This window comes from Pseudoalteromonas sp. SG44-8 (assembly GCF_014164125.1).
GTDB lineage: Bacteria > Pseudomonadota > Gammaproteobacteria > Enterobacterales > Alteromonadaceae > Pseudoalteromonas > Pseudoalteromonas rhizosphaerae.
In genome coordinates this window covers 25420-43403 of record NZ_JACJEQ010000008.1, presented here as the reverse complement: position 1 = coordinate 43403, position 17984 = coordinate 25420, and the positions used below count along the sequence as shown (strand labels likewise).

Annotated in this window: 18 protein-coding genes; 7 read left to right on the top strand and 11 right to left on the bottom strand. The window is 40.3% G+C overall.

The genetic code is table 11. The features are described 5' to 3' along the window. Window positions 1-133 precede the first annotated feature (133 nt). Both H5163_RS08775 and H5163_RS08770 read left to right on the top strand, forming a co-directional pair. On the top strand, window positions 134-958 hold the full coding sequence (locus tag H5163_RS08775) for a M90 family metallopeptidase (protein WP_182734939.1): 825 nt from the start codon (window positions 134-136) through the stop codon (window positions 956-958). 107 nt (window positions 959-1065) lie between these two features. Then, on the top strand, window positions 1066-4248 hold the full coding sequence (locus H5163_RS08770; protein ID WP_182734938.1) for an amidohydrolase family protein: 3183 nt from the start codon (window positions 1066-1068) through the stop codon (window positions 4246-4248). A gap of 46 nt (window positions 4249-4294) precedes the next feature. On the opposite strand, the gene H5163_RS08765 is transcribed toward H5163_RS08770, so the two are convergent. Then, complete coding sequence (locus H5163_RS08765) at window positions 4295-4876, bottom strand: TetR/AcrR family transcriptional regulator (RefSeq protein ID WP_182734937.1); 582 nt, start codon at window positions 4874-4876, stop codon at window positions 4295-4297. Between the two features lie 99 nt (window positions 4877-4975). On the opposite strand from H5163_RS08765, the gene H5163_RS08760 reads away from it, so the two are divergent. After that, complete coding sequence (locus tag H5163_RS08760; protein WP_182718429.1) at window positions 4976-5449, top strand: HPP family protein; 474 nt, start codon at window positions 4976-4978, stop codon at window positions 5447-5449. A gap of 33 nt (window positions 5450-5482) precedes the next feature. On the opposite strand, the gene H5163_RS08755 is transcribed toward H5163_RS08760, so the two are convergent. After that, window positions 5483-5854, bottom strand: coding sequence for a hypothetical protein (locus tag H5163_RS08755; protein ID WP_145241020.1), 372 nt, complete (start codon window positions 5852-5854; stop codon window positions 5483-5485). A 150-nt stretch (window positions 5855-6004) separates the two neighbouring features. On the opposite strand from H5163_RS08755, the gene H5163_RS08750 reads away from it, so the two are divergent. Further along, the gene (locus tag H5163_RS08750) at window positions 6005-6757 is read left to right on the top strand and encodes a Nif3-like dinuclear metal center hexameric protein (protein ID WP_149982830.1); all 753 of its coding nucleotides are present in this window, start codon (window positions 6005-6007) and stop codon (window positions 6755-6757) included. Between the two features lie 34 nt (window positions 6758-6791). On the opposite strand, the gene H5163_RS08745 is transcribed toward H5163_RS08750, so the two are convergent. Together H5163_RS08745 and H5163_RS08740 are read right to left on the bottom strand one after the other, a co-directional pair. After that, window positions 6792-7556: an ElyC/SanA/YdcF family protein gene (locus H5163_RS08745; protein ID WP_149982829.1), complete on the bottom strand. Its 765-nt coding sequence runs from the start codon at window positions 7554-7556 to the stop codon at window positions 6792-6794. A gap of 52 nt (window positions 7557-7608) precedes the next feature. Then, complete coding sequence (locus H5163_RS08740; RefSeq protein ID WP_145241014.1) at window positions 7609-8496, bottom strand: LysR family transcriptional regulator; 888 nt, start codon at window positions 8494-8496, stop codon at window positions 7609-7611. A gap of 289 nt (window positions 8497-8785) precedes the next feature. On the opposite strand from H5163_RS08740, the gene metE reads away from it, so the two are divergent. Beyond that, a complete protein-coding gene (gene metE, locus H5163_RS08735; protein WP_182734936.1) occupies window positions 8786-11059 on the top strand; it encodes a 5-methyltetrahydropteroyltriglutamate--homocysteine S-methyltransferase in 2274 nt (757 codons plus the stop codon). A 39-nt stretch (window positions 11060-11098) separates the two neighbouring features. Here the strand turns inward: metE and H5163_RS08730 are convergent, their stop codons facing one another. Next, window positions 11099-11245: a DUF2897 family protein gene (locus H5163_RS08730; protein ID WP_145241011.1), complete on the bottom strand. Its 147-nt coding sequence runs from the start codon at window positions 11243-11245 to the stop codon at window positions 11099-11101. Between the two features lie 54 nt (window positions 11246-11299). Continuing rightward, window positions 11300-11842 (bottom strand): acyloxyacyl hydrolase, encoded by a 543-nt coding sequence (locus tag H5163_RS08725; protein WP_182734935.1) that lies wholly within the window; start codon window positions 11840-11842, stop codon window positions 11300-11302. Window positions 11843-12080: 238 nt separating this feature from the next. Here H5163_RS08725 and H5163_RS08720 point away from each other — a divergent pair, with 238 nt between their 5' ends. After that, a complete protein-coding gene (locus tag H5163_RS08720) occupies window positions 12081-12677 on the top strand; it encodes a phospholipid-binding protein MlaC (protein ID WP_145241007.1) in 597 nt (198 codons plus the stop codon). A 260-nt stretch (window positions 12678-12937) separates the two neighbouring features. Next, a complete protein-coding gene (locus tag H5163_RS08715) occupies window positions 12938-14275 on the top strand; it encodes an ankyrin repeat domain-containing protein (protein WP_145241005.1) in 1338 nt (445 codons plus the stop codon). A gap of 131 nt (window positions 14276-14406) precedes the next feature. Here the strand turns inward: H5163_RS08715 and H5163_RS08710 are convergent, their stop codons facing one another. Genes H5163_RS08710 through H5163_RS08690 form a run of 5 tightly spaced genes read right to left on the bottom strand, consistent with a single transcriptional unit; the run spans window position 14407 to window position 17951 of the window. Beyond that, window positions 14407-14871, bottom strand: coding sequence for a DUF2069 domain-containing protein (locus H5163_RS08710; RefSeq protein WP_145241003.1), 465 nt, complete (start codon window positions 14869-14871; stop codon window positions 14407-14409). Beyond that, window positions 14868-15422, bottom strand: coding sequence for an NAD(P)H:quinone oxidoreductase (gene wrbA / locus H5163_RS08705; RefSeq protein WP_182734934.1), 555 nt, complete (start codon window positions 15420-15422; stop codon window positions 14868-14870). The genes H5163_RS08710 and wrbA overlap by 4 nt, the downstream gene beginning before the upstream one ends. Further along, entirely contained in the window at window positions 15422-15769 is a 348-nt protein-coding gene (gene arsC / locus H5163_RS08700) for an arsenate reductase (glutaredoxin) (protein ID WP_145240999.1), read from the bottom strand. The genes wrbA and arsC overlap by 1 nt, the downstream gene beginning before the upstream one ends. A gap of 54 nt (window positions 15770-15823) precedes the next feature. After that, complete coding sequence (locus H5163_RS08695) at window positions 15824-17284, bottom strand: M48 family metalloprotease (RefSeq protein WP_145240997.1); 1461 nt, start codon at window positions 17282-17284, stop codon at window positions 15824-15826. Window position 17285: 1 nt separating this feature from the next. Further along, the gene (locus H5163_RS08690) at window positions 17286-17951 is read right to left on the bottom strand and encodes a hypothetical protein (protein WP_145240995.1); all 666 of its coding nucleotides are present in this window, start codon (window positions 17949-17951) and stop codon (window positions 17286-17288) included. Window positions 17952-17984: the final 33 nt, after the last annotated feature.

Genomic DNA, 17984 nt, shown 5'->3' with positions numbered 1-17984 from the left:
TTTTACGAAATAATATAGCTGACCGTCTATAACATAGTTATGGGCGGTTTTTTTAGCTGTTGCTAGGCTAGATGATTGAATTTTATCCTCACAGGACATATTAATAAGCTACACCTGTTGATAGGACCTTTTAATGGTAAATGGATTATTAATATTTGCGCTGATTGCGTTTGTAGTTGTTTATTGGCGTTGGCCGGTTATTCAAAACCGCTTGTGGCAAAAAAAGTATCAAGATTATCGTTTAGATGAAAAGCAAAAAACATTATTGTTACGGTATATGCCTATTTATCAAAAAATGACGGATGCTGATCGGGAAAAATTAGAGCGTCATATTGTCTGGTTTCTAAATGAAAAACGCTTTATTGGTTGTGATGGTTTAATTCTTAACGAGAGTATGAAGTTAATAATTGCTGCGGATGCGTGTGTGTTGGTGCTTAATAAACCATGGCCACTTTATCAAAATGTGAAAGAAATTTTGCTGTACCCAAGTGCTTATTACGCGCCGCAGACATCTCGTGATAGTGCCGGATTAGTAAGCTATCATAATACTGTTCGTCAAGGCGAGTCATGGCCTGGAGGGACTTTAGTACTGAGCTGGCACGATGTGCTTGAAGGGAACCGCTTACCCAGTGACGGACATAATTTAGTGTTTCATGAATTTGCTCACCAACTCGATCAAGAAACAGGTAAAACCACAGGCACGCCTATATTAGCTAAAGAAGTAGATTATAAACAGTGGGGGCGTGTTTTTAGCCGCGCTTATAATCAGTTAAAAACGCATGTTGCGTATAATATGCCGCATGTTATTCATAGTTATGGTGCAACAAATGAAGCCGAATTTTTTGCCGTGATCACCGAAACTTTTCTCGAAAAGCCCAGTGAGCTGCGCCATTATGATCCTGAAATATACAATTTATTGGTCGGCTATTATCAGTTTGATCCAATAAAATGGCATTAACCGCCAAATAACGACGCTTTATCAGATATCGCTGGTAAGTTGCTGCCGTTTTTGTTGCAATCATGTTTATAAGATGAAAAACCGCAATAAAAATAAGCGAGAAGGCGATGAAAAAAATGCTTCATACAGCAATGGCTGTAGCTGTGTCACTGGCGCTATATGGTCAGGCTCAGGCACAAGATAATGATGACAAAAAATGGCAAGTGGATGCGCCACAAGGGCAATTTGTTGATGCTAATATAAGTGTCTCTCAAGGCACTTGGATGAATATCGATGTCAGTCCTGATGGCAAAACCATTGTGTTTGATTTGCTGGGCGATATTTACACTATGCCGATGGCTGGTGGCACTGCCACTCAACTGACCTCTGATATCGCATGGCAAATGCAACCGCGTTTTAGTCCTGATGGTAAACATATTGCGTTTACCTCTGATCAAGGTGGCGGCGATAATATCTGGTTGATGGATTTAAACGGTGAGAATCAAACCGCGGTAACCGATGAAACGTTTCGCTTATTGAACAGCCCCGCATGGAGTCCCGACGGCGACTATATTGTTGCTCGTAAGCATTTTACAGCGAGCCGTTCATTAGGCGCAGGTGAAGTATGGCTTTATCATAAAGCGGGTGGCAAAGGTGTACAACTCACTAAACGTGAGAATGATCAAAAAGATTTAGGTGAGCCGATGTTTTCACCTGATGGCCGATATGTTTATTTTTCACATGATGCGACGCCGGGTAAAACCTTTCATTATTCAAAAGATTCGGTTGCTGGCATTTATAAAATCAAGCGTTACGATCGCGAAACGGGTGAGATAGAAACGATTATTGATGGTATGGGCGGCGCGATTAGACCAACCCCGTCGCCAGACGGTAAGAAGCTTGCGTATATTAAACGAGATGATTTTCAAACTAGCCTCTACCTATATGACTTAACCAGCGGTAAGCATACTAAGCTATATGACAAGCTTGAACGTGATATGCAAGAGACTTGGGCTATTCATGGCGTGTATCCAACCATTGCATGGACACCAGATAATAACCAACTGGTATTTTGGGCTGGCGGTACTATTCATAAACTTGATGTGCAAGATGGCGATGTAGAAACCGTACCATTTGAAGTAAAAACCAGTAAAAAAATTCAACAAGCAGTGCGTTTTACACAAAACATTGATAGCGATGAATTTGCTGTAAAAATGTTGCGTAATGTACAGATTTCGCCGGATGGTGAAACAGCAATTTTTGAAGCGCTAGGACATATTTATAAACGCGATTTAGAGTCAGGAAAAATAAAGCGTTTAACTAAACAAGATGACCACTTTGAGTTGTTCCCGCAGTTTTCCCGTGATGGTAAAAAAATAGTTTATGTAACCTGGGATGATAACGAACAGGGTGCTGTTCGAGTTGTCTCTGCGCGCAGTGGTCGCGGTGATGATATTACCACAGAGCCAGGTAAATATGTTGAGCCAACATTCAGCCCTGATGGCAAAACAGTGGTGTACCGTAAAGCCTCAGGAGGCAGCATCTTAAACCCTGATTGGTCACTGCATCCGGGTATTTATGCAGTGAGTAGCAAAGGCGGGAAAGCTGAGTTGATTTCTAAAAGTGGTTATCAGCCGCAGTTTGCATCAGCTAATGATCGAGTTTTTGTGATGAGCCCATGGCCTAAGCCAACGCTAAGTGTGGTTGAACTTGATTCGAAAAAAATCACTAAGCTTTATGAGTCAGAGCATGCTACTGAGTTTAGAGTATCGCCTGATGGCAAGTACCTCGCTTTTGCTGAACGTTTTAAAGTGTTTGTTACGCCATTAGTGCAAAGTGGTAAAACCATTAATATTGGTCCTAAAGACAGCCAATTTCCGATTGAGCAGTTATCTGTTCGTGCCGGTGAGAATATCAGCTGGAGCGCCAGCAGCGATAAACTGTATTGGACGCTAGGCCCAGAGCTTTATCATGCAAGTTTGGCAGGTTTATTTGATATCAATAAAGCGGATGACGCTGACTTCAAAGTAAAAAGTGGCGATAACATTGGCTTTAGTAGCAAAATGGCTGAACCAAAAGGCATGATAGCTTTAACGGGCGCACGTATTATTACCATGAAAGGTGAGCAAGTCATTGAAAATGGAATACTATTAACCGATGGTAAACATATTAAAGCCGTTGGCACAGCTGCTGATATTAACATTCCAAAAGGCGCACAGGTAATTGATGTATCTGGCAAAACAATTATGCCAGGAATTGTTGACGCGCATGCGCATGGTTCACAAGGCAGCGATGAGATCATTCCTGAGCAAAATTGGAAAAACTTAGCGGGCCTATCGTTAGGCGTCACGACAATTCACGATCCATCAAACGATACAACAGAGATTTTTACAGCCAGCGAAATGCAAAAAGCGGGGACTATTGTAGGCCCACGTATTTTCTCAACCGGTACTATTTTATATGGTGCCAATATGCCAGGTTATACATCACACATTGATTCGTTAGATGATGCTAAATTTCACTTAGAGCGATTAAAGAAAGTTGGCGCGTTTAGTGTTAAATCATACAACCAACCACGACGTGAACAACGCCAACAAGTAATTGAAGCTGGCCGAGAGCTTGAAATGATGGTGGTGCCAGAAGGTGGTTCATTATTACAGCATAATTTAACGATGGTGGTTGATGGTCATACGGGCATTGAGCACTCAATTCCCGTGGCGAATATTTATGATGATATCAAGCAGCTTTGGTCACAAAGTGATGTAGGCTACACGCCAACACTTGGTGTGGCATATGGGGGCATCTGGGGAGAAAACTATTGGTATGATAAGACTGATGTGTGGAATCACCCGCGCTTAAGTAAATTTGTGCCAAAAAACCAATTACTACCACGTTCAATGCGCCGTGTTAAAGCACCCGATCACCACTATAATCACTTTAACAATGCACGGGTAGCAAAAGAGCTACAAGATTTAGGTGTTTTAGTGAATCTAGGTGCACATGGTCAGCGCGAAGGCCTTGCAGCGCACTGGGAGATTTGGATGTTTGCTCAAGGTGGTATGAGTCCACTGGAAGCTATTCGTGCGGCGACGCTTGATCCGGCCAAGTACATCGGCCTTGATCAGAATATCGGCTCATTGGAAGTCGGTAAACTGGCTGACTTAATGGTGATCGATGGTAATCCACTGACTAATATTCGTGATACAGATAAAGTTGATTATACGATGATCAACGGTCGGTTATTTGATGCCGCGACTATGAATGAAGTTGGCAAAAAAGCACGCGACAAATTGTACTTTGAAGATAAGTAATTATTAGTGTTATAAACAATCAAAAGCGGCTGAATAGCCGCTTTTTTTATATGCTACTTGCTATAAGTTGGCGTAATAATACTGGGTCTTGCATTAGTGTATTACTGGAGTGCGTCACTCTAGCCTGACAGATCATACCTTCTTTTAAGGTCATTAATAATTGTGCTAACTGTATGGTTTTTTCTAACTGACCTTTAAGTTGTTCTGTGTGTGAGAGTTTATCGAACAATAACTGTAAAACTGATTCTTTGTGTGCTTTGCAAAGCATCGCGATAGGGTGCTCGCTGTGTGGAAACTCCGCTGCGGTATTAATAAAAAAACAGCCATTAAAAGGTCCAAGCTCAGAGACTTTATTGTCTATCCAAGCGGAGAGTGCGCTAAAAAGTGCATCAGCCACTTCGAAGGGGGTATTGCAGTTTTCTAATTGTTCATACAACCACTGATTAAAGCGCTGATCTCTGAGCTCTAAACACGCACAGATCAACTCATCTTTACTGACAAAATGATTATAAAGCGTTTTTTTTGCAACACCTGCTTCTTTAAGTATTTCATTAATGCCTACCGCATGGATCCCTCTTTGATAGAACGCACTGAGTGCGGTATTAATTATCTGGGTACGTTTATCCATGGTTGCTCCTAGTCAAAAAGTAAGCTTGACATAAGTAGACCGAATTGTCTATCATCTAAATGTAGACAAGTCGGTCTACCGCTGAAGGAAGTAATATTAATGAATGATGTATTTTACAAAGCCGTTATCGCGGGTATCTTTTCAGCACTGACACTTTCGGTATTAGCATATTTAGAAAGTTTAGGGAATTATGGTGTATGGCTTATGGCACCATTTGGCGCAACTGCGGTACTGGTGTTTGGTGTACCAAACAGCCCTTTAGCAAAAGCAAAAAATGTTATTGTAGGGCATTTCATCACTGCCGTGATAGGTTTGGCTTTTATTAGTTTTATAGGCGTGGATCCGATCAGTATTGCTATTGCGACTGGATTAGCTGTGACCGTAATGATGTTGACTAACACCATACATCCTGCAGCAGGGGCCAACCCTATTTTGATTATGGTCAGTGGTCAAAGTTGGGACTTTTTGATTATGCCAGTTCTTGTTGGTACCGTGTTTATTGTTATCTGTGGGTATATATCAGGGTGGTTGAATACAAAACTCAACGTTGTTGGCCATAAAAAAACCGCTTAAAAGCGGTTTTTTTATGCTATGAGTCTAAAGTTATTACACAACACCGCGAGGTAAGCGGCAATCGTGATCTTTTTTAGCTAGGTACACAATCCAAAACTCTTCGGCAGTGTAACCTTCTTCATTAGCTGTTGTTATAGTAAATGGTGGTTTTTTAACAGCTGCTTTAGCTGGCACTGCTGATTTAGTTTTAGTTTTCTTAGCAGGTGCTGTTGCTGCAGGTTGTGCAGACGTATCGCCTGAAGTTAGCTGCTCTGTTAATTCAGCAACTTCTGCAAGGCGCAAGTTTTTGCCGCCGTCGATGCTGTACCAACCAGGTTTGCTGGTGATTTCAGGTTTCTTACCATTGGCTGCTTGGTATGCTGCTTCAAAGGCATTTAATACTTCTGTTTTGTCTAGTTTGCTCATCAGAGGCCCTATACGTTGTAAACACAGATTGAGAATATTTATTTATACCTATTTTTGACTTACTTTTCAATTTTTTACGATTTTCCTTCCATTTTAGCCCTATAAACGCCAAAATTTGCACAAAATTTAACGCTAATCTGGAATAAAAAAATGCAGCGCAGAGAATTTAACCAATTACTAAATACCATTTTAAGACCTGATTCTATTCAAGACTTTTGCCCAAATGGGCTACAAGTCGAAGGACGTGAACAGATTAAAAAAATTGTTACAGGTGTCACTGCTAGTCAAGCATTAATCGATGCTGCAATTGCACATGGCGCAGATACAATATTGGTTCATCATGGTTACTTCTGGAAAGGTGAAGCGCAACCTATTACCGGTATGAAAAAGCGTCGCATAGCTGCGTTACTTAATCATGATATCAATTTATTTGCCTATCATTTACCTCTTGATGTGCATCCAGCAATCGGTAATAACGCGCAATTAGCACAGCTACTTGATTTAGAAATACTCGATGGTTTGGAGCCTGTAGCAAATAGTGTCGCAGTCAAAGGGCGTTTAAAAATCCCAATGAGTGGTGAGCAATTTGCACAAAAAATATCAACAGTGCTCGCTCGTGAACCTTTAGTTAGCCTAGTACGTGATGAGCTAATTGAGACCATCGCTTGGTGTACTGGAGGTGGTCAAGGTTATATTGATTTGGCTGCTAGCCAGGGGATTGATGCCTATTTAACAGGCGAGGCTTCAGAGCAGACCATTCACAGTTCTCGTGAGCAAAAGATCGATTTTTTTGCCGCAGGCCATCACGCCACCGAACGCTATGGCATAAAAGCGCTCGGTGAGTTATTGGCTGAGCAACATGGCTTTGATGTAACCTTTATTGATATAGACAACCCAGTTTGAGTTGCCAGCTACTTCACTTTAAGTGAGTGAGATGTTAAAGCGCTTCTGGATCAATCCAGCGGCGCACACTTATCCACGTACTACCGATTACTTCATGCCAATAACTTGTGACTGCCTTTAATACTTCAACACTCGGAATATATTGTTTGTGATGAGGCCACGCTGAGAAATCGTAAAAATCAGTGGCGGCGGGAATAACATCAACGCCTTGGCTATTAAATAGATCTTTTGCTCGTGCCATGTGACTTGCCGAAGTTACCAGTGCAACTTTAAAATCAACTAGAGCAGGTGCTAAAAGCCGTGCTTCATCGGCGGTATCCATAGCCGTAGGATTTTGTTTAATACGCTGCGCATCAATACCTAAACTTATCGCGGTTTGTTGCATCAAACTACTGTTGGTCACTTTATTGTAACCGCCACCTGAAACAATAAGTTGAGCTTGTGGGTACACATATGCTAAGCGCATACCTTCGATTAGGCGGCTTTTAGCACAATTACCAAGTTGGCTATTGGCGTTAAGTTTTGGGTTAGGATTTATATCACAACCAAGTACCACTATTTTATCGAGTATCGGCTGTTTACTTGTATCAAAAATATACTTTAACTGTGAATTTGGAGCAATTATTTTTTGACCAATAAAAGGGGTACTAATCAGCAATAAACTGGTGATTGCGATTAAACCAATAAATACGCTGACTTTCTTGGTACGCAGTGCGATTAATAAGCAAACAAAGCACAGTAGAGCAAACAGAGGCAATGGCATCAGCATTGCACCGAGGATTTTTTTCAGTTCAAACATCACAGTAGCACACATAAAGGGGTTTTCTGTATGCTACTGGGTTAAACCTATTTTATCGACCGTTATTTAACTTACAGGTATTTAAAAAGTGGCGATACACTGGGTTATCTTTCATATTCTTTTTCATGGCTAAATACATTGGACGGGTTAATCCCAGTGCGCCTAATGGAATCGACTTAATGAGTCCTTGGCTTTCATATGGTGTTACTAACCAATCCGGTAATGCTGCAACCCCCATTCCGGCACTGACAAGCTGAAAAATGAGCAAGCCCTGATCTACGGTTTTCAAGGTGCCATCAAAACGTGCATTTTGAATAAAATGTTTGAAGATATCCTGACGCTCTCGTGGAATAGGGTACGAAATAATCGTCTCGTTTTTCAAATCAAGTGCCGTTACATAGGCTTTTTTCGCTAGTTCATGATCAGGAGCAACAATTAATTTAAGTTTAAAATCAAATAAATGTGCGTATTCAAGTTTATCTGGTTCACGAATGTCTGAAGTGAGTACTAAATCTAATTCATCACTGAGCAGATCAGGAATAGCGTCATAACTAAAGCCGCGCTCATAATCAACTTTGATATCAGGCCAAAAGTTATTGAATTCTTTAATTGTTGGTAATAACCAATGAAAACAAGCATGGCATTCAACACTAAGTCGTAATTGTGAAATTGGTTGATTAAGACTTTCTTTTAAACGGCATTTGGTTGCTTCAACACGCGGGAGTACTTCGCTGGCAAGTTCAAGTAATAGCATACCTTGTGGGGTAAAGCGCACCGGTTGAGTTTTACGTTCAAATAGTTGGCAATCAAGTTTGTTTTCTAAATCTTTGATTTGATGAGACAAAGCGGATTGAGTCAAAAATAATTCGCGCGCAGTATTTACCAAGGAACCGGTTTCTTTCAAGGTTGCGATGGTCTTTAAGTGTTTTACATCAATCATCTTTAATAATTCTCATGGTAAAGGTGAGTTTAACTCAGATTACAGCCATAATACGCCTTAAATTAAGATGCATCAACGTCTAGATGGCTATAAACCCCATTTTTTTACGTGAAATTTACAAATATACTATGGCATCATATTTGACAGCGTTGTCATTATATTTTTTGAGTTTGCAAAAAAATATTTCCATGAATTTACCTCAAGTTGAAACTGAGGAAGCATCAATTGTTTGATGTCAGGTATAGGTTTATGGTTTTAGCTATCTAAACAGCTGGAAGGGAATTTCAACATGGCACAATTACATAACTTAGGTTTTCCTCGCATAGGTAGAAAGCGTGAACTAAAATTTGCAGTAGAATCATACTGGGCTGGTAAAATCAGCCAAGCGCAGTTGCTTGAACAAGGTAAGACGATCCGCGCAGAAAATTGGGCTCTTCAAGCAGATGCTGGGATTGATTTATTACCGGTAGGTGACTTTGCTTGGTATGACCATGTGTTATCTACCTCTTTATTGATTGGCGCAGTGCCCAAGCGTCATCAAAAAGCGGATGGTAGCATTGATCTTGATACATTATTTCGTATTGGGCGTGGTCGCGCACCAAGCGGTTGTTCATGTGCAGCAAGCGAAATGACAAAGTGGTTTAATACTAATTATCATTACATAGTTCCAGAGCTAACTCATGATCAGCAGTTTCAACTAACCTGGACTGAGTTATTCGAGCAAGTTACTCAAGCACAAGCATTGGGGCACAATGCAAAAGTAGTATTGGTCGGCCCAGTCACTTATCTTTACTTAGCAAAATGTGCAGGTGAGGAGTTTGATAAACTTAGCTTACTTGAAAAACTATTAGCTGTTTATCAACACGTGTTCGCTAAATTAGCGCAGCAAGGGATTGAATGGGTACAGGTTGATGAGCCTATATTAGGTTTAGAGCTGACAGAAGATTATCAAGAGGCATTAAAAACAAGCTTTCGTGCACTTGCAGGTCAAGGCGTGAAGTTGTTACTTGCTAGTTATTTTGACTCAGTCACTGCCTACTTTGATGATATTGCAGGTTACCCTGTTGATGGCGTACATTTTGATTGTGTTGCAACAAATGTTGATGTTGCAAAACTAGATATATTATTAAGTACAGATCAAGTTTTATCATTAGGCGTAGTAAATGGCCGTAATATTTGGCGTACTGATTTAGAGGTTGTATTTAATAGCATAAAAGACATTGCGCTAAAGCGCGGTGATAATCTATGGCTTGCTCCATCTTGTTCTTTACTGCATACACCGGTTGATTTAGAGCAAGAAGAAAAGCTCGATGATGAGCTTTGTTCATGGCTTGCATTTGCAAAACAAAAAGGCCAAGAGTTGTCATTATTAAAAGCCGCGCTTGAAAGCAATGATAGCAGTGAGCTCGTTGCTTATTCAGCACCTATTAAAGCACGCTTAACCTCTACTCGTGTAAATAATACAGCTGTACAAAAGCGTGTAACTGCACTCACCGCAAAAGACGGTAAGCGTAATCATGCATTTTCCCAACGTATTGAAAAACAACATGCAGCACTTAATTTACCGCTACTGCCGACCACCACGATAGGATCATTTCCACAAACTCAAGTAATTCGTCAAGCACGCCGTGATTATAAAGCCGGTGAATTATCTGCGGATGATTATCAAAGGCAAATGAAAGCAGAAATTCGTTACGCTGTTGAAGAGCAAGAGGCGCTTGATTTAGATGTGTTAGTGCACGGCGAAGCGGAGCGTAATGACATGGTTGAATACTTTGCTGAACTATTAGAAGGCTTTGCTTTTACCCAGTTTGGTTGGGTGCAAAGCTACGGCTCGCGATGTGTGAAACCACCTGTAATTTGGGGGGATGTATCACGTGAACAAGCGATGACGGTTCAGTGGACAAAATACGCACAGTCGCTGACGAGTAAGAAAATGAAAGGCATGCTAACAGGTCCTGTAACTATTCTGTTTTGGTCATTCATTCGTGATGATTTAGACAAACCCACCATCGCTAATCAAATTGCACTTGCGTTACGTGATGAAGTGGTCGATTTACAAAATGCCGGTATTGATATTATTCAAATTGATGAACCTGCATTTCGTGAAGGTATGCCGCTTAAATGTAGCCAATGGCAAGCATATTTAGAATGGGCAGCGTATGCATTTAGGGTCTCAGCAAGCGGTGTGAAAGATGAAACACAAATTCATACTCACATGTGTTACGCCGAATTTAACGGTATTATTGCCGCGATTGCAGATATGGATGCCGATGTGATCACCATTGAAACCTCACGTTCTAACATGGAACTACTTGAAGCATTTGAGAATTTTGATTATCCAAATGATATTGGTCCAGGTGTATATGATATTCACACTCCGAATGTACCGGATATTGCATGGATGAAAACGTTGATCCATAAAGCCGCACGAAAAATACCGGTTGCGCGTTTATGGGTAAACCCGGACTGTGGTTTGAAAACCCGTGGTTGGGAAGAAACGCGACAAGCTCTTGATAATATGGTTAAAGCAACCAAAGAGCTGCGTGAGGAGCTGCAGTAAAGAACATCTCCTACGATGTAAAGCCCTAACAAAACTTAGTTAGGGCTTTTTTTGTTGCTCTGATTTTAGTTCATCTTCATCGGTTGGTTTTTTAAAATCCATTTTTGCTGAGTGTTTGATCAGCAAAATATTACCGATAATGATTGCCAACACTAAGATGATGATGAGTATATGCCAAATTTGCATGGTGATCTCTAATGAGTCATTTATAAGTACTCAGTGTAGCAAAGATTTCTAGGGTTAAAAACGTCTAGAAAACGACAGCGAAATAAAATCAAGACCTGGGTTTGGTCTTTTAAACCCTGCATTTGAATAGTGTAAATAACGCACCGCAGCTTTGGTTTTTCCAAAATCAGCAATAAAGCCTAGTCGGTCTTCAAACTGGTAGTGGGTACTCACATTTTTGCCGGCGAAGTGAGTGTCATTGACTAATGAAATTCCTATGCCGGCTTCGAAATACAGAGGAATACCGCGCACTGAGCTGATCAGATGTTGAAATACCGGGGACATTGCAAGGACAACATTTGTCTGATGGCTATTATCTGCGCCGTATTCCCAAATATTAATACTTGATTCTAAGTAAATATGGGTATTTTCAATTAATGATTGTAGTGCCGGAGCATGGTATTGGTATGCCAATTTTAAGCCTTTAACATCACCTTCCCCCTGAATGTAATTAATGGCATAGCCATGAGGGGAAAGTGTATAGGGCGCACCATAAGATAGTCTGCTGAACATGGAAATAGATAATAAAATCAATACAGTTAATGTTTTAAATAACATGGTAAAGCTCTTTAGATGAAAACGTTATTTACAAAATAAGGGCGTGGGGGAGGCTAATTCAAGTGGCATAAATTCACAGACTCTGTGTGTTATTGCATGAGCTTAGCTAACAATATGAAATAAAAAGATTAAATCAATTGATGCCGTGCTGGCACTAATAAGGTGCTATTTTGAGGCTTTTTAATCTCTTATGAACAGCGTAAATTACGCTACAAGATTTACTTAGGACTTATCAACAATGATTTCACTTGGTCGTTATTTATTATTAATCGCGCTAGTTTTTAGTGCTTCCTTGTTTGCGCAAACACAACAGTCACCTAATCAGTTATTAACTCAGGTAGGCGATCAGCTGTTTAGTGAAATTGGCAAAATAAACAGCCAAGGCACAGCGAGTAAAAGTGACATGGCACACATTGTTGATCAGTATTTAATGCCTAATATAGATGTTAAATTTGTTTCCTATAAATTATTAGGTAAGCACATTAAAGGTATCGATCGCCAACAAGCGACTGCATTTATAAGTGCAGTGGAGCATTACTTAACCACTACCTATGCTAGTGCATTAATGAAATATACCGGGCAAGAAATAAAATTCGAAGAGAGTAACGATGCTGCAGAGGGTGAGTTTGCCACGGTTAAGACGCAAATTATTGCAGATAATGCGCCAACGATTGACTTACACTTTAAGCTTCGCCAAGGTAAAGATGGTAGCTGGAAAGTATATGATATTGTCGCTGAAGGTATTTCGTTACTCAGTGCAAAGCAAAAAGAAGTTATTCAACGAATTTCAGAAGTTGGCCTTGACCAAGTGACAGCTGAGCTTAACAGTAAGTAATCATTTTCAAGTAAGTCTCCAACCTAAAGCACCATGCAGTGTTAACTGCATGGTGCTTTGTTATTTTCTTTTAAAATCACACGGTTTGGCTATAGCGTGTGGTTTTGGGTATGCTAGAATAAGCGCTTACATACCCACTGGTATCACTAATTTACTGGGGTACTTAAAATTATATTAAGCGCAGTGTCAGTTTGTAGTTGTTAAACTCTTTTACTGACCTTTGTACCGAGCAAGATAGACACTGGAGTTGTGTTTTTTTAATGGAAAATGTACTTATTTGGCCTAAAGAATACCCGTTATTAGTCAAAGGACTTATTGAGCAAAACGGTGCATTTATTTTAGACGCTTTAGAAGCATGGCCGGCTTGTCGCTCGACTGAAGAAGACAATGGCGTGTGTACAACTGTGCTACCGCCTATCTATTATTTAACCTGGTTAACTCCCCTTGAGCCATTTGAAGAGTGTTTTTTCCAACATATCTGTGAATATGATGAAGCCGCTCAACAGTATATTTCGGCAGCTAAAGATTACTATTTTGATAACGAGTATAGCCCAGAGAGTTTAGTGCTATTACTTTGCCAACGCCTTGAAAAATATGCAGCTGTAGCGTCACAAACAACGATAGAAACACCCGTTACGTTATTATCTCAGTTATTCTCAAAACGCTATTTTACAATCATCGAGTATGCGCTCAATGCGGGCAGTAAAATGAGTGCTGAAGATGCTTTGGCACTGTGGAAAGAAGTTGATTTTCGTGAACGTTTTAGCACCTTTATACCTGACTCAATCGATGACGTTAATGCGTTAAGTGAATTAGCGGCGAAAAAAGTTGCTGGTGGAAAGGATTATTTCACCTTATTGACCCAAGTATCACCAGATGTTGACTCAGTGGTGCTATTAGAACAAGCACTGTTGGCGCATTTGCGTTTTGACACAGCTAAACAAACGATGGCGATGCGTTTTATAGAGCAAGGTGCAACAGGCACGTTGGCGGATGAAAATGGTAAAACGGCCTTTATGTGGGCAGTTGAAAAAGGGTTTGTTAATTTAGTACAAACCTTATTAGATAAACAAGATAAAAAACAACGTGATGCCCTTGGTAACAGTGCTTTACATTATGCGGTACTAGCAAAAAATGAACCTTTGATGGTGCTATTATTGAAGTCTGGCTATGACTTTCGTGTTCGTAACTGTGATGGCTTAAGTTGTTATCGTTTAGCAGTGAGTGTTAAAGCCAGTCAGTTAGTGAAATGCTTAGAGCGTGATTTTGGTATTAAAGAATTATCGCCGGATGGACAATTTTCGCGGATCAAAAAAGTTCACGCCTTACATGCCATCGTGACTTTATTGTTGCCGCTACAGTTGTTTTTCTTTTTTGATGATACACTTGCGATTAAAAGTGAGTTGACGCTTTGCTTGACTATATTAGCTATAGTTTGCTTCTTTTTTGCAATGAGTTTGAAGCGCTGCGCTTTATACCCGCATATTAAACACCCATGGGGGTTATTTGTACTGCGTTGTTGCTCATTGATCAGTTTAGTTGGGCAGCTAGGCTTAGCAAGTATTGTGGCATTGGCAACGTTAAGTGAAGTTGTTTAAGCTTCTTGCATGCACCGTAGACAAAAACGCGCTAATTAAGCGCGTTTTTTAGTTGTTATACCAATCGTGTTAAGTTACTGACCATTTAGCTCGCTAGAATGGTTAAATATTTAAGTCGTTTGGTATTAACTTTAGTCTTTTTTATTAAATTCATGAGCCGCTTTTTCTGTTGCTAACTCATCTTTTAGTTTTTGAATTTTTAGTCCCAGCTCTTGACCGCGGTGACGTGCATAATAAGTACAACCAATAAACATCATACTGGCGAACAGCAGCTCTAAAACGACCCATATTAGTTGTTCTTGTGCGACCCACAGTAGGGTAAAACCGTGAATAAAATAAAACATAACGATAAAGTTTGCCCACGCATACGTATAAGGTTTATCTTGAATGATGCCTTTTAGCGGCAGTAAAAGCGGCAGAATATACACAACAAAAATAAATCCATTGCTATGACCTTCTCTAGGCTCTAATAAAAACAACCAAAGTGGCATCAGCAGTAACAAGCCAATATAACCAATTATTGCAATACGTTGAAAACGGATAGTGATAGCCTTTTTCGGCGTCAGTTGTGGGTTTAAATCGCTGTGCGATGTCATTGTAATTTTCTCGTAATTTTAACTAAGCGTTGGCCAACGCTTTGGCAAATTTTAATTTCGTCTTTACTTAATTGCGCGCTATTTTGTGCACCAGCAACATGGCTTGCACCATAGGGAGTGCCACCGGTTTGTGTGGCAAGTAACTCAGGTACTTCATACGGCACACCCATTAACAGCATACCGTGGTGTAATAACGGCAGTGACAAATTAAGCAACGTTGCTTCATTGCCACCATGCATGCTACTTGATGATGAGAATACACAGGCTGGTTTATCTATTAATTGCCCTTTTAACCATAAGTCGCTGGTGGTTTCCCAAAAAGCTTTGGCTTGTGAGGCCATCATACCAAAGCGAGTAGGGGTGCCAAATGCTAACCCATCACACTGGATTAAGTCATCTTTGCTGATCACAATATCGTGAGGTTCTCTTGCTACAAAGGTTCTTAGCATTGCAGTACCGCCTTGGCATTCAATCGACTCTGCAATCTCATGTGCCATGGCTGCAACAGAGCCGTGACTTGAATGATACAACACAACAATAGTGACGCTCATTAAAGTACGCTTAGTACGTTTTCTGGTGGGCGACCCAGAGCGGCTTTATTGTCATTTACCACAATAGGGCGCTCAATTAATTTTGGATTGCTAACCATGGCTGCAATGAGTACGTTTTCATCATGCTCATTTTTAAGGTCTAGGTCTTTGTAAATATCTTCTTTAGTGCGCATTAGTTCACGAACTGAAGAAAACCCTAACTGTTTAACTAAAATGCTGATTTGCTCATGATTCAGTGGAGTTTTTAAGTATTCGATTATCTCTGGCTGAATCGATTTTTGTTCAAGTAGAGCTAATGTTTCACGCGATTTTGAACAACGTGGATTATGAAAAATAGTAACAGACATAGTAACAATCCAATTAGATAAAGTAAGGCTATTTTAGGGCAAGCAGCACCAGACTTAAAGCCTTGCGAGCTCTTTTTGCATTTGTCGGTATTGCGTTAACAATGCTTTGAGACGTTGTTGTTTAATTAGCTCTTGCGGTTCTACAAAGTTGAGTGCTTTTTGTACTTCGTCAGCGGCTTTTAAGTAGGCGCCGTATTGTGCAAGAACGTCGGCATTTGCTTCATGATAAGCGGCTAAGTTATCTTGCTTTTTATAGGCATCTGCAAGAAGTTGCATGCCTAAATTATGTTCAGGTTTTTCGAGTAAAAATGATTTTAATATTTGCACTGCAACATCGTATTGCTCAGCTTCAAGTGCTGCATTGGCAAGGTTTAAGGTAATAACTTGATTGTTAGGACGATTTTCATGCAATGCGGCTAAAAATTTTACTGCCTCGGCGGCTTTTTTTTGTGCTATCAGTAGATCAGTATGCGTATCAATGTAGAATAAATTTTTAGGATCAGACTTTAAAAGTTCGTCTAAAATAGGCGCCGCTTCATCGAGCTTTTTTTGATCCAATAAACTAATACCCAAGCCATAATTAAGCGCTGTTTTATTATAAAAACTGTTTTCACGTATGAGCTTTCTAAAGAAATTTTCAGCTGCTTCTGGTGTTTGGTGGTAGCGAGCAATCACGCGGCTTTTGGCAAGATTAAATTCTAAGCTATCCGGAAGTTGGCGTTTTTCAAATTGCTGTGCACGCAAGCGCACATCAGACACGCGGCTCTCAGGTAATGGGTGAGTAAGTAAAAAGGCCGGTGGCTTGTATTTATAACGAATTTGCGCAGCAAGTTTGGTTAAGAATTCACTGGATGCGTATGGGTCAAATCCTGCATTATTGAGTGTTTGCATACCAATTCGGTCGGCTTCTTGCTCAGCTGAACGGCTGTGAGTGAGTTGACTAAATGCGCTTTGTGTTTGACTAGCTGAGATAATCGCGATACCGGCATCTGGTGACACAACTGATGCTAAAATACCGGCAATCATACCGGCAATAGTGAGGGCGCTGTTATCTTGTTGTTGTTGCATGCGACGTGCAAGATGGCGCTGGGTAACGTGGGCAATTTCGTGACCAAGTACTGAGGCAAACTGACTTTCGTTATCGGACTGTGCAATTAAACCGGTGTGTACCCCAACATGGCCACCATAAAAAGCAAATGCGTTTATTTCCGGATTGTTGATCCAAAAAAATGAAAACGGAAAGCGAACATCATTTGCATTAGCAACCAGCTTGTGGCCGATCGTTGTTAAATACTCATCAAGCACAGGATCATTAACAACCGGTGATGAGCCACGAATTTGCATCATCATTACTTTCCCGATTGCTTGCTCTTTTTCTAGAGGCAAAGCTTGCAATGCTGAAGTACCAAGATCGGGTAATGTAAAATTAGTTTGTGCCTTTAATGGCTCACTTACCAGCACACTAAAAGTTAAAAGTGTAGTGAGTAATGTAATAAAGGCTGATTTAAGCTGCATTTTATTCCTTGTTATGATCTTCACCTAGCATGAGTTTAGCAATGTCAATTTCATCACTGCATGCTCTGCTATCTCGTTCGCACAATTGATACAATTCTTTGATTGTGACCCCATCTAGCTTTACAACGTTCAATTCTCGTTGTAAAAAACTAATGATTTTATGTACTACTTTGTGCGCATGAAGAATAAGTGCTTTATCTGCTTTGTCACCACGCTCAAAGTAAAAGCCAATAAACTTATGTAATTGATTAATCCGAATCAAACTTTTCATTGACACTGGATCCCACTCGTTAAACTCTATAAAGCGGTTATCTTTTACGTATTTATCTATTGTAACGTCTTTTGCATAAGGCAGTGCCCATAATTCAAAGCCTCGGTCGGTAAATACTTGGTGCAGCGCAATTCTTGGCTTGTTTTCACAATATATCTCTCCAAGAGCGTCTTCATGACCTCCGAGTAAATCGAGGTTCCAATTGCGCCTATCAATTATTTTTTTTACGGCATTATCAAAACCATGTTCTAATATCCCCTCTGACTCGCTCACTGATGAGGCGACAAGGTGATAGAAGGGCGGAAGTTCGCCCCAGTTTATTTGTTTTTTATACCAGTTAATTTCTTTAAGAGTTGGATTACTCGGTAGTTGCGCTTTATTATGCGTGCCAGACATTAACTTATCCTTACTACTAACTATGCTATAAGG